Consider the following 12317-nt stretch of genomic DNA (forward strand, 5'->3'; position numbering starts at 1 on the left):
AGGGAATGGGGTTAAAACAGCGCCACTCCGCGTTGCACTCCTAGGCCAGGCACCCAGCCTGGCCGTCGTCGCGCGCCTTGATTGGCGCTGTTTTAACCCCATTCGCACTTGCAAAAATAGTGTGAACAGGCCCTAGCATGCCGAAATCCGCGTTGCCGGCGTTTGTCAGAATCAAGGCCTTCATCAAGGCCCGCATTGCCTCGGGTGAATGGAAGCGGGGCGACGCCGTGCCCAGCGAGGCCGAGCTGATGCAGCAGTTCGGCGTCGCCCGCATGACGGTGAACCGCGCCATGCAGGACCTGGTGCAGGAAGGGCTGGTCACCCGCGTGCGCGGCTCGGGCAGCTTCGTGGCCGAGCTGCACCGCATCTCGTCGTCGCTGCACATACGCGATATCCACGAAGAAGTGGTGGAGCGCGGCCACGTGCACACGTTGGTGGCCTTGCATGTGGCGCGCGAGCCGGCCAGCCCGGAGGTGGCCGCCAGCCTGCGGTTAGCGGCCGGCGCCGAGGTGTTTCACACCGTGCTGGTGCACCATGAAAACGAGCTGCCCATCCAGTACGAAGACCGCTATGTGAACCCGGCCGCCGCGCCGGACTACCTGGCCACGGATTTCAGCCAGTCCACCCCCACCCACCATCTGCTGGCCCACGCGCCGTTGACTGAGGCCAGCTATACGATAGAGGCCTGCCTGCCCACGGTGGAAGAGGCCAGGCACCTGCGCATCAAGCGCGGTGAGCCCTGCCTGGCCATGATGCGGCGCACCGTCAGCGGTGCCCACGTGGCCAGCGTGGCCCGACTGGTGTACCCCGGCACACGTTACAGTTTTGCAGGACAGTTTCAGCTATGACTTGGCAATTGATTCGGCTCGACGACACATCGCCCTCACCTTGGCGTAATGGTGGTGGCGTCACCCGCGAGCTGCTGGCCTGGCCGCCCGGCAAGCCCGGCGTGGCGGCGGACTGGGACTGGCGCCTGTCGGTGGCCGAGGTCACTGCCAGCGGGCCGTTTTCCAGCTTCGAGGGCGTGCAGCGCTGGTTTGCCGTGCTGCAAGGCGAAGGCGTGAAGCTGAACATGGATGGCATGTCCATACAGCTGACCGGCCAGAGCCCGCCGTTCCAGTTTGACGGCGCCGTGGCCGTGAGCTGCCAGTTGCTGGGCGGCGCCACGCAGGACTTCAACCTGATGGTGCGCCGGGGCCGGGGCCAGGCGAAGATGGAGCGGGTCAAGGCGCAGTTCAGCAGCCGTGGCCTGATGTTGGGCACGTTTGTGGCGGTCTATGCTGGCATGCAGGCGGCGCAAGTGCAGTTGGGCGATGAAGCGGCCGTGGAGGTATCGGCGCACTGCCTGGCCTGGCGTGTGCTGGGTGCGCGCGGCACGGTGCAGGTGCGGGCCAACCACGCGCTGTGGATGGAGATCACGCCGTGAGCCTGCAGCTGTGGACGCATTGCAGTGCAGCCACCCTTCAGCCGGGTGCCGCACGGCCCTATGGGCTGGTGGAAGACGCTGCGCTGGTGGTAGACGGTGAGCGCCTGGCCTGGGTGGGCGAGCGCGCAGCGCTGCCGCCCGAGCTGGTGCGCCAGTGCACGCAGCAGTTTGACGCCGGTGGCGCGCTGATCACGCCCGGCCTGATCGATTGCCACACCCACTTGGTCTACGGCGGCGACCGCGCGCATGAGTTCGAATTGCGCCTGAACGGTGCCAGTTACGAGGACATTGCCCGCGCCGGTGGTGGCATTGCCTCCACCGTGGCGGCCACCCGTGCCGCCACGCCCGCGCAGTTGCTGGCGCAAAGCGGCACGCGCCTGCGCGGCCTGCTGGCCGAGGGCGTGACGACGGTGGAGGTCAAGTCCGGCTACGGCCTGGCGCTGGAGCACGAACGCAAGACATTGCAGGTGGCACGCACGCTGGCACAACACCACCCGGTGGCCGTGCGCACCACTTTCCTGGGCGCGCACGCCGTGCCGCCCGAATTCGCCGGCCGCAGCGACGACTACCTGGAGGAGGTGCTGCGCATGCTGCCGGTGTTGCAGGCCGAGGGCCTGGTGGATGCGGTGGACGCGTTTTGCGAGCGCATCGCCTTCAGCCCGGCGCAGACCACACGGTTGTTCGAGGCCGCACGGCGCTTGGGCCTGCCGGTGAAGCTGCATGCCGAGCAATTGAGCGACAGCGGCGGTGCGCAGTTGGCCGCCGGCTTCAACGCGCTGAGCTGCGACCACCTGGAGTGGCTGAGCGAAGCTGGCGCCGCCGCCATGGCCGCGGCGGGCACGGTGGCGGTGCTGCTGCCCGGGGCCTTCTATTTCCTGCGTGAAACCCGGCTACCGCCGGTGGAGTTGTTGCGCCGCCAGGGGGTGCCCATCGCCATCTCCACCGACTGCAACCCCGGCAGTTCGCCCTGCACCTCGCTGCTGCTGATGCTGAACATGGCCTGTACGCTGTTTCGCCTGACGCCCGAGGAGGCACTGGCCGGCGTGACCCGCAACGCGGCGCAGGCGCTGGGCCTGGCCGACCGGGGTGTGCTGGCTGCCGGCATGCGCGCAGACTTCGTGCTGTGGGACGTGCGCGAACCCGCACAACTGAGCTACGCCATCGGCGCCAACCCCCGGCGCCAGACCGTTTTCGCAGGAGAGACCGTATGAGCAGCCCCTTCACGCTGCACCCCGGCACGGTGCCGCTGCTGGTCAGCATGCCGCACATTGGCACCCACATCCCCCCCGAGTTGCAGGACGCCTACGAGCCGCGCGCCCTGGGTCTGGAAGACACCGACTGGCACCTGGACCAGCTGTACAACTTCCTGCCCGACCTGGGCGCCAGCGTGTTGCAGCCGCGCTGTTCGCGCTACGTCATCGACCTGAACCGGCCGCCGGACGACGCGCCCATGTACCCCGGCGCCGCCAACACCGAGCTGTGCCCCACGCGCTTTTTCACCAGCGACCCGCTGTACCGCGACGGCAGGGCGCCTGACGAGGCCGAGCGGGCACGCCGCCGCCAGACCTGGTGGCAGCCTTACCACGACGCCTTGGCCGGCGAGCTGGCGCGCATCCGGGCGCAGCACGGCTTTGCACTGCTGTGGGACGCGCACTCGATCCAGGCCGAGGTGCCCTGGCTGTTCGAGGGTCGCCTGCCAGACCTGAACATCGGCACCGCCAATGGCGACAGCGCCCACGCCTCCATCGCGCAGGCGGTGGCCGGCGTGTGCCGGGCCAGCGGCGCCTACAGCCATGTGGTCAATGGCCGCTTCAAGGGCGGCTACATCACCCGCCACTACGGTCGGCCGGACCAGCACGTACACGCGATCCAGCTGGAAAAGTGCCGTGACATCTACATGGTGGAAGGGCCACCGTTTGCCTACGACCCGGCCGTGGCCGCAGCCTTCCAACCGCAGTTGCGCGCCATGGTGCAGGCGGCGCTGGATGCCTGCAAGGCCCTTTATGTCCGATGACGTGCCCGTTGACATGCAAGCCGAGCCGTTGAAATACTTTGCCCCTTGGGCCTGGCTGCAGGGCGCCTGGGCGCGCGACGTGGTGTTGACGGTGGATGCCAACGGCCGTTGGGGCAACATCGTGCCGCGCGCCAGTGCTGAGCAGCGCGCCGCCGCTGTGCCGCTGGCCGGACCGGTGCTGCCCGGCATGGTCAATGCCCACAGCCATGCCTTCCAGCGTGCCATGGCCGGCCTGGCCGAGCACCGGCTGCCGCAGGGGAGCCTCCACAAGCCGGTGGACGACAACTTCTGGAGCTGGCGTGACCGCATGTACAGTGCCGCCAACCGCATCACCCCAGAGCAATTGGAGGCCATCGCGGCCTTTTTGTATGCCGAGTTGCTGGCCGGTGGCTACACCCACGTGTGCGAGTTCCACTACGTGCACCACCAGCCCGATGGCCAGCCGTATGCCCAGCCGTTGGAGATGGCGCTGGCGCTGCTGCGCGCGGCCCGGCGCGTCGGCATCGGGCTGACACTGCTGCCCACGCTGTACATGCGCTCGGGCTTTGGCGCCACCGGCTTGCGTGACGACCAGCGCCGCTTCGCCTCCACGCCCGACAGCATCTGGTGGATGGTGGAGGGTTTGCAGCAGGCCATCGCCGACCAGCAAGGTGGCGAGCCGGCTGCCAGCGCGGGAGCCAGCGTTGGCGTGGCCGTGCATTCACTGCGTGCCGCCGACAAAGGCGCCATCAAGGCGCTGACAGCCCAGGCCCAGCGCGCCGGCTTGCCGGTGCACATCCACATCGCCGAGCAGACGCAGGAGGTGGACGACTGCATCACCCATTGCGGCGAGCGGCCCATCGAGTGGCTGATGGGCCATCTGCCCGTCAACAGCCAGTGGAACCTGGTGCACGCCACCCATGCCACGGCGGCTGAACTGCTGGCGGTGCGCGCCAGTGGCGCGGCCATCGTCATCTGCCCCAGCACCGAGGCCAACCTGGGGGACGGCGTGTTTGACCTGGAGGGCCACACCGGCGCCCAAGGCGGGCTCAGCGGCAGCTGGTCCATTGGTTCGGACAGCCACGTGACCCGCGCCTGGGCAGAGGAGTTGCGGCTGCTGGAATACGGCCAGCGCCTGACCCAGCGCCGACGCAATGTGGCCGCGCAGCTGGCCGACCGCCCCAGCACGGCGGCGGTGTTGCTGGAGGGCGCGCTGGCCGGCGGCCGTGCCGCCACCAGTCTGCCTTTGGGCGGCATCGCGGTGGGCAATCGGGCCGATGCGCTGGTGCTGAACGCGGATGCGCCGGCGCTGCTGGGTGTGCCGCAGCCGCAACTGCTGGACGCGTTGGTGTTTTCCAGTCCGGCGTCGGCGTTTCGGAGTGTGCTGGTGGCAGGCAAACCGGTGGCGGCTGACCCGGCGGGGCAAGCCGTGGGTTTTCAGCAGGCCATGCAGGCCTTGTGGGCTGCCTGAGCCCTCAGGACAGCCACTGGCGCGTCAGTTCAGCCATGGGCACCGGCCGGCCGAACAGGTAGCCCTGGAAGGCCTGGCAACCGTTCTTCATCAGGAAGTCCCACTGGCCCTGGGTTTCCACGCCTTCGGCCACCACCGCCAGGTCCAGGCTGTCGGCCAGCGCCAGGATGGTGACGGCAATTGCCGCGTCATTGGGGTCGGTCAGCACATCACGCACGAAGGACTGGTCTATCTTCAACTGATGCAGCGGCAGGCGCTTCAGGTAGCTCAGCGATGAGTAGCCGGTGCCGAAATCGTCCAGCGAGAAGCCCACGCCCATGGCGCGCAGCAGCTCCATTTTCTGGATGATGTCCTCCACGTCGTTGAGCAGCATGCTCTCGGTCAGCTCCATCTTCAGGCGGAACGGGTTGGCACCGGTCTTGGTCAGCATGGCGGCCACCTGGGTGGCGAAATCGGGCTGGCGGAACTGGCGCGCGCTGACGTTCACCGCCAGGCTGAGACCCCGCGTCTGCGGCATGTGCGACCATTCCAGCAATTGGCGGCAGGCCATCTCCAGCACCCACATGCCCAGTGGCAAGATCAGCCCGGTCTGTTCCGCCAGCGGGATGAATTCCCCCGGCGACACCATGCCGCGCTGCGGGTGCTGCCAGCGCAACAACGCCTCGGCGCCCACCATGCGGCGCTGCGCATCCACCACCGGCTGGTAGTACAGCGTGAACTCGTTGCGTTGCAGGCCCAGGCGCAGGTCGGCCTCCATGGCCGAACGCTGGGCCACCGCGGCCTGCATGGCGGGGTCGAAGAAGCGCAGCGTGTTGCGCCCGGCCGCCTTGGCCTGGTACATGGCCACATCGGCGCGCTTGAGCAGTTCGTCGCTGCTTTGCACATTGCCCTTGAACAGCGTCACCCCTATGCTGGGCGTGCTGTGCTGCTTCATGCCCGGCAGCTCGAAGGGGTCGTTCAGAACCTCCAGGATCTTGTCGCCCACCAGCTGGGCCTGGGCGGCGGCCGGCGTGGCGTCGGCGTCCAGTCCTTCGAGCATCACCACGAACTCGTCGCCGCCCAGCCGCGCCACCGTGTCCACTTCACGCACGCAGGCCTGCAGGCGGTCGGCGACCTGCTGCAGCAGCAGGTCGCCGGTGTCGTGGCCCTGGGTGTCGTTGAGCGTCTTGAAGTTGTCCAGGTCAATGAACAGCAGCGCACAGTGCAGGTGCTCGCGTTGACTGGTTGCTGCCGCCTGGCCCAGGCGCTCCAGCAGCATGCGCCGGTTGGGCAGCTTGGTCAGCACGTCGTAGAAGGCCAGGCTCTTGATGAGTTCTTCGGCTTCCTTGCGCGCGCTGATGTTCTTGCCAATGCCCAGGTAGCCGGCGAATTCGCCCTGTTCGTCGTAGAAGGGCATGCCGCTGAGCGAAATCCACGAATGGCCGCCAGCGCTGCCGCGCACCTTCAACTCCAGTTCGGTGAAGGTCTGGCGCGCGTCCAGCACGGCGCGGTGTGCAGCCCAATCGCCTTCGCTCATGTTCTCGGCGCCCACTTCCCAGCGCGTCTTGCCGACACGGCTTTCCTGCAGGACACCGGTGCGCTCCAGATCGCCCAGCAGGCGGGTGAAGCGGTATTGGGCGTCGATTTCCCAATACCAGTCGGAAGACAGCTCGGTCAGGCTGCGAAAGCGCGCCTCGCTTTTGGCGAGCTGGCGTTGGGTGTCCAGGTAGCTGCTGACGTCGGTGAAGGTGCGCACCCGGCTGCCGTCGGGCAGCCTTCGGGTCTTGACCTCGATCACCCGGCCGCTCGACGTTCGGCGCAGGTACACCTCGGGCATGTTCAGCCGGTTGCCGTGCGCCTGGTACTCGCTGGCCACGTAGGCGCGCGCGGCCTGGTCTATCCAGCTGAACTGCTGGCCGAAGTCGCCGCGCTCGGTCTGGAACTGCACCACTTTTTCCACCGGCGGCTGGCCTGCCAGCAATTCGGCTGGCAGGTCCAGCAACTCCAGGTAGCGTGGGTTGTAGGCGACGATGCGCTGCTGCGGGTCGACGAAGGAGATGCCCTGGCTGATGCTGTCCAGCGTCACGCGCAGCGTCTGGCTCTTCAACTCCAGCTCGGCACTGGCGGCGCGCAGCTCTTCTTCCACCTGCCGGCGCTCGGTGATGTCCTGGTGGGTGCCGGCCACGCGCAATGGCTGTCCCTGCGCATCGCGCTTCATCACCTTGCCGCGGCTTTGCACCCAGCGCCAGCGGCCATCGATGTGGCGCATGCGGAACTCGATCACGAACAGGCCGCTGCCGGCCAGGTCCTTGTCGGCCGTGGCCTGGTGGATCACCTGGACGTCGTCCGGGTGCACCAGGTCGAACCAGCGGTAGCCCGACAGGTCCAGCTCCTGCGGCAGGTAGCCCAGCATCTCGCACCAGCGCGCGTTCACCGCCATGCCCACGTGGGCGTGCCAGTTCCAGATACCCAATTCGGCCCCGGCCACGGCCATGGCCATGGTGTCGCTGCGTTGGGCGAAACCCACCCCGTGCAGCGACTGGTCCAGTGCCTGCTGCACCCTGGCTGGCAGTTCGCGCACATAGGCCAGGCTGCTGTCGCGCACCACGTAATCCACAAAGCCCAGCCGCATCGCCTCTGCCGCTGGCCAGCCGTCGCCCGGCGGCAGCAGGATGATGGCCGGCCGGTCCGAAATCTCGCCCCACAGCTGGAAGGCATTGCCGTCGCTCAGCAGGTGGCTGACCAGCACCAGGTCGTACACCCGGGCGTCCAATTCGGCCCTGGCCTGGGCCAGCGTGTTCACCATGGCCAGTTGGCGGCCGGGGTCGGCAGCCGCCAGCGCCAGCGCCATGCGCTGGGCATGGGTGTCATCGCTGTCTATCACCAGGATGGAGGTAGGCATGGGCGGCGTGGGCTTTTGTTCCAGTTTACCGGTCTATGTTGCCGGCCGGGCCTGGAAATGGCGGGGTGAATGCCCCATGGCGGCCTTGAACATGGCGCCAAACGCGCTGTCGCTGGCATAGCCGCAGGCCATGGCCACGTCGCTGATGGGCGCGCCGCGCGCCAGCATGGGCAAGGCGTGGGCCAGCAGTGCCTGCTGGCGCCAGTGCTGCCAGCTGGTGCCCAGTTCGTCGCGGAACAGCCGCGCCGCCGTGCGCTCGCTGGCACCCATGTCCGAGGCCCACTCGGCCAGCGTGGCGCGTTCGCCCGGGGCGCGCAGCACCGCCTCGCACAGCGCGCGCAGGCGCTTGTCGCGCGGCAGCGGCACGCCCAGCGGCAAGGTGGGCGCTACAGCCAGTTCGTCCAGCACCAGTGTGGTCAGCGCCGCCTGGCGGGTCGCCTGGCTGGTGCTGCGCGGGGTTTCCATCTCGGTGATCAGCTCGCGCAGCAGGTTGGAGACCACCAGCACGCGGGCGTCACGCCAGCCCGGCGGCACGGTGTTGGCGTGCAGGTACAGCGTCTGCAACTGCGCTGCTTCCAGCACGGTGATGGCATGTTGCGCCCCGGGGGGTATCCAGACCGCGCGCGACGGCGGCACGATGAAGGTGGTGTCCACCTGCTGGGCCACATGCACCTGCATCAGCCCGCTGGCGCAGTAGGCCAGCTGGGCCCAGGCGTGGGAATGGGGCTGCAGGTGCGTGTCCTGCGGCACCGCCCGGTGGCGCGTGCGCACCGGGCGCGCCGGCGTTGGCCGGAATGGGTCCACATTGCCCAGCGGCAGCGATTGCAACGGTGTTTGGCGTGGCATGCTTGAAATGGCTGAAATTCGATGATTCTTGGCAAATTGCCTGTTGTTGACGCGTGCTGGCGAACTTACCATGGCGCCATGAGCACCGCAAGCCTTGCCACCAACCCGCCATCCGCCGGGTCATCCACCACTTCTGCCGCCTTGGCCGCGCCCGCTGTTCCGCTGAAGCAGGACGCCGCCGTCATCGGCCTGGTGGGCCTGGCCCATGCCGCCTCGCATTTCGGCCACATGCTGCTGCCGCCGCTGTTCCCGGTGTTCATGAAGGAATTCGGCCTCAGCTTCTCTGAGCTGGGCCTGCTGGTGACCATCTTCTTCGTCATCTCCGGTGTCGGCCAGGCCGGTGCCGGCTTCCTGGTGGACCGGGTGGGGGCGCGGCCGGTGTTGTTTGGCGCGCTGGCCATGTTCATGGTGGCCAGCCTGGCGGCGGCCACCGCTGGCGGCTACCCCGGGCTGATGTTGGCCGCTGCGTTGGCTGGCGTTGGCAACGCGCCGTTCCATCCGGTGGACTTCACGATCCTGAACCAGCGCGTGTCTGCACCGCGCCTGGGCTATGCCTTCAGCGCCCACGGGCTGACCGGCAACCTGGGCTGGGCACTGGCGCCGGCTTTCCTGGTCGGCATCGGCGCGCTGTCCAATTGGCGCGTGGCCTATGGCTGCGCCGCGCTGATGTATGTGGCGGTGATCGTGCTGCTGTTCGTGCAGCGCGACAAGCTGCGCACTGACATCGTGGTGCGCAAGCCCGACGCCAAGGCGGGTGACGACTTTGCCTTCATGAAGCTGCCGGTGGTGTGGTGGTGCTTTGGCTTCTTCTTCCTCTCCACCATGACGATCGCCGTGGTGCAGAGCTTTTCCACCTCCATCCTGAAGGCCTTGCACGGCATCAGCTTCGAGGCCGCCACCGCTACAGTCACCGCCTACATGCTGGCTGGCGCGGTGGGCGTTTTTGTGGGCGGCTTCGTGGCCGCGCGCCTGGCGGCGCACAGCGACCGCGTGGTGGCCTGGGCAATGACGGCCGGCGCCGCGCTACTGGCACTGTGCGCCACCGGCTGGCTCAGCGGCATGGGCACCATGGTGGTGCTGGCGGCGACCGGTTTTGCGGTGGGCGTGGGCAACCCGTCGCGCGACCTGCTGATCAAGAAAGCCACGCCCAAGGGCGCTACCGGCCGCGTCTACGGCATGGTGTATTCGGGGCTGGACGTGGGCTTTGCCGCCTCGCCTATCCTGTTCGGCCTGTTCATGGACCGCGGCTGGTACGCCGCCACGCTGTTTGGTGCCGCTGTGGTGCTGCTGCTCAGCGTGGGCGCGGCGCTGGGGGTAGGGCGGCGCATCGCGCACGCCTGAGGTTCATTGCGCCGGACCCGCAGGGGCAGTCCTTGTGCCCAGGCTATACATCCCGTCACGTCTGTGATGGCCGGCGCACAGTGCAGCCGGGCCGCGCAGCGGCATAATGCCCGCCATGACGCAACAAATGGCGGGCCATCTTCTCGTTGAATGCCTGGTGGCCCAGGGCGTGACGCATGCCTTTGGCGTGCCCGGCGAGAGCTACCTGGCGGTGTTGGATGGCTTTCATGCCCACGCCGACAAGATCCAGTTCATCATCAACCGGCAGGAGGGCGGTGCCGCCTTCATGGCCGAGGCGCACGGCAAGCTGACCGGGCGGCCCGGCGTGTGCTTCGTCACCCGCGGCCCCGGTGCCACCAACGCCTCCATCGGTGTGCACACCGCTTACCAGGATTCCACGCCCATGGTGCTGTTCGTCGGCGACGTGGCCAGCGACACGCGTGACCGCGAACCCTTCCAGGAGGTGGACTACAACGCCTTCTTCGGCCCCAGCACCAAGGGCATGGCCAAGCGCGTGGAGCGCATCGACGATGCGCGGCGCATCCCCGAGTACGTGGCGCGTGCCTTTGCCACCGCCATGAACGGCCGCCCTGGCCCGGTGGTGCTGGTGTTGCCCGAGGACATGCTGACGCACATGGTGGACCGCGCTACCACGCCAGCGCCGCAGCCGCGCATCAACCCGGCCACCGCCTGGACCGACCCCCAGGCGCTGGCGGCTCTGCAAGGCATGCTGCTGGAGGCGCAGCGCCCCATCGTCATTGCCGGTGGCAGCGGCTGGACGGTGGAGTCCGCTCAGGCGCTGCAATGGTTCGCCGAGAACTGGCAACTGCCGGTGGGCAATGCCTTCCGCTTCCAGGACACGTTTGACAACCACCACCCCAACTACGCGGGCGACGTCGGCATAGGCATCAACCCCAAGCTGGCGCAGCGCGTCAAGGACGCTGACCTGGTGATCGCCCTGGGTCCGCGCCTGGGCGAGATGACCACCAGCGGCTACACGCTGCTGCAGGTGCCGCGCCCGAAGCAGAAGCTGGTGCACATCCACGGCGACGCGCTGGAGCTGAACCGCGTCTACCAGGCCGACCTGACCATCCACGCCAGCATGAACGGCGCCGCGCTCTCCTTGCTGACGCTGGGCACGCCCGACAGCGTGCCATGGACGCAGTGGACGAAAGACGCCTGCGCCGACTACGCCGCCAACCTGCAGCCGCAAGTGCTGCCGGGCGACATCGACATGCCGGCCATCGTCGCCACGCTGCAAAAGCTGTTGCCCCACGATGCGGTGCTGACCAACGGCGCTGGCAACTTCGCCAGCTGGGTGCACCGCTTCTTCCGCCACCATGGCCTGGCCAAGGGCCACAAGACGCAGCTGGCACCCACCAATGGTGCGATGGGCTACGGCGTGCCTGCCGGCATTGCCGCCAGCATCACCACTGGGCGTACCGCCTTCACCATCGCCGGCGACGGAGACTTCCTGATGAACGGCCAGGAACTGGCCACCGCCGTGCAGTACGGCGCCAAGAGCATCATCGTGCTGCTGAACAACGGCATGTTCGGCACCATACGCATGCACCAGGAGCGCGAGTACCCCACGAACGTCAGCGGCACCCAACTGCTGAACCCTGACTTTGCCGCGTTGGCACGTGCCTACGGTTACCACGGCGTGCGCATCGCCAAGACGGCCGAGTTCGAGCCCGAATTGCTGGCGGCGCTGGAGCGCGCGCAGGGCACGTTGATCGAGGTGGTGCTGGATCCGGAGGTCATCACCACCCGGGGCACCTTGTCCGGCATTACTGCGAATGCTCTGAAGGCTGCCGCGAAGTAGGTCTTTCTCCGGCTGCACGCGCTGGGCATGCGACGCGACAGCCGGTGATTGGCCCTTCCCCGGTGTGAAGGTCCGCTGCGCGGACTGCCCTCCGGTGCTCAGAGTCAGCGGGAATCGCGCAAACTCGCTTCGCTCAAACATGCGCGATTCTTTTTCCGCTGCCTCTTGCGCTCCTCGGCTTCACACAGGGGGCCCTTCCGCCAATCACCGGCCGCCGCGCCGCATGCCCAGCGCTTCAAGTCAGCGGGGAAGCTTCGCGCCAGTGCTCTTCCGAGAACAAAGGAGCAGCGCGCCAACCGGGAAATTGGCGAAGGGCCCCCTGTGAGCAGCTGAGGAGCGCAGCACCAGACGGATCAGAAAGCGTGCTGTTTGAGTGAAGCGAGTTTGCACGCTTTCCCGGCTGGGGCGAGCACCGCAAGGCAGTCCGCGCAGCGGACCTGCTCACCGGGGAAGGGCCAATTTCCCGGTTGGCGCGCTGCGGAGCTACGCCAACGAAAACAAGGCATCGAACGAAAAAGCCGGCACGAGGGCCGG

At 67.7% G+C, this 12317-nt stretch carries 9 protein-coding genes; 7 read left to right on the forward strand and 2 right to left on the reverse strand.

What is annotated here, in order from left to right:
* The first annotated feature begins 137 nt into the window (after positions 1-137).
* From hutC to AC1DX2_RS00025, 5 genes are read left to right on the forward strand one after another with little or no spacing between them, the layout of a single operon-like run.
* Positions 138-848, forward strand: coding sequence for a histidine utilization repressor (gene hutC, locus AC1DX2_RS00005; protein WP_477194228.1), 711 nt, complete (start codon positions 138-140; stop codon positions 846-848).
* Complete coding sequence (locus AC1DX2_RS00010) at positions 845-1426, forward strand: HutD/Ves family protein (RefSeq protein WP_477194229.1); 582 nt, start codon at positions 845-847, stop codon at positions 1424-1426. The genes hutC and AC1DX2_RS00010 overlap by 4 nt, the downstream gene beginning before the upstream one ends.
* Positions 1423-2637, forward strand: a complete 1215-nt coding sequence (gene hutI, locus AC1DX2_RS00015) for an imidazolonepropionase (RefSeq protein ID WP_477194230.1) — start codon at positions 1423-1425, stop codon at positions 2635-2637. The genes AC1DX2_RS00010 and hutI overlap by 4 nt, the downstream gene beginning before the upstream one ends.
* Positions 2634-3440, forward strand: coding sequence for an N-formylglutamate deformylase (gene hutG, locus AC1DX2_RS00020; protein WP_477194231.1), 807 nt, complete (start codon positions 2634-2636; stop codon positions 3438-3440). The genes hutI and hutG overlap by 4 nt, the downstream gene beginning before the upstream one ends.
* Positions 3430-4890 (forward strand): formimidoylglutamate deiminase, encoded by a 1461-nt coding sequence (locus AC1DX2_RS00025; RefSeq protein ID WP_477194232.1) that lies wholly within the window; start codon positions 3430-3432, stop codon positions 4888-4890. The genes hutG and AC1DX2_RS00025 overlap by 11 nt, the downstream gene beginning before the upstream one ends.
* 4 nt (positions 4891-4894) lie before the next feature.
* Here the strand turns inward: AC1DX2_RS00025 and AC1DX2_RS00030 are convergent, their stop codons facing one another.
* Together AC1DX2_RS00030 and AC1DX2_RS00035 are read right to left on the reverse strand one after the other, a co-directional pair.
* Entirely contained in the window at positions 4895-7771 is a 2877-nt protein-coding gene (locus AC1DX2_RS00030) for a sensor domain-containing protein (protein ID WP_477194233.1), read from the reverse strand.
* Positions 7772-7804: 33 nt separating this feature from the next.
* The gene (locus AC1DX2_RS00035; RefSeq protein ID WP_477194234.1) at positions 7805-8617 is read right to left on the reverse strand and encodes an AraC family transcriptional regulator; all 813 of its coding nucleotides are present in this window, start codon (positions 8615-8617) and stop codon (positions 7805-7807) included.
* 78 nt (positions 8618-8695) lie between these two features.
* Here AC1DX2_RS00035 and AC1DX2_RS00040 point away from each other — a divergent pair, with 78 nt between their 5' ends.
* Complete coding sequence (locus AC1DX2_RS00040) at positions 8696-9958, forward strand: MFS transporter (protein WP_477194235.1); 1263 nt, start codon at positions 8696-8698, stop codon at positions 9956-9958.
* Positions 9959-10073: 115 nt separating this feature from the next.
* On the forward strand, positions 10074-11783 hold the full coding sequence (locus AC1DX2_RS00045; protein ID WP_477194236.1) for a thiamine pyrophosphate-binding protein: 1710 nt from the start codon (positions 10074-10076) through the stop codon (positions 11781-11783).
* The last annotated feature ends 534 nt before the right edge of the window (positions 11784-12317 follow it).

The organism is Hylemonella sp. P2_B10 (assembly GCF_056404875.1).

What these genes read in the sequence shown, in the direction of transcription:
- AC1DX2_RS00035 (WP_477194234.1), bottom strand. Translation starts at nt 8,617, where the DNA reads ATGCCACGCCAAACACCGTTGCAATCGCTGCCGCTGGGCAATGTGGAC.
- AC1DX2_RS00030 (WP_477194233.1), bottom strand. Translation starts at nt 7,771, where the DNA reads ATGCCTACCTCCATCCTGGTGATAGACAGCGATGACACCCATGCCCAG.
- hutC (WP_477194228.1), top strand. Translation starts at nt 138, where the DNA reads ATGCCGAAATCCGCGTTGCCGGCGTTTGTCAGAATCAAGGCCTTCATC.
- AC1DX2_RS00025 (WP_477194232.1), top strand. Translation starts at nt 3,430, where the DNA reads ATGTCCGATGACGTGCCCGTTGACATGCAAGCCGAGCCGTTGAAATAC.
- AC1DX2_RS00010 (WP_477194229.1), top strand. Translation starts at nt 845, where the DNA reads ATGACTTGGCAATTGATTCGGCTCGACGACACATCGCCCTCACCTTGG.
- AC1DX2_RS00045 (WP_477194236.1), top strand. Translation starts at nt 10,074, where the DNA reads ATGACGCAACAAATGGCGGGCCATCTTCTCGTTGAATGCCTGGTGGCC.
- hutG (WP_477194231.1), top strand. Translation starts at nt 2,634, where the DNA reads ATGAGCAGCCCCTTCACGCTGCACCCCGGCACGGTGCCGCTGCTGGTC.
- AC1DX2_RS00040 (WP_477194235.1), top strand. Translation starts at nt 8,696, where the DNA reads ATGAGCACCGCAAGCCTTGCCACCAACCCGCCATCCGCCGGGTCATCC.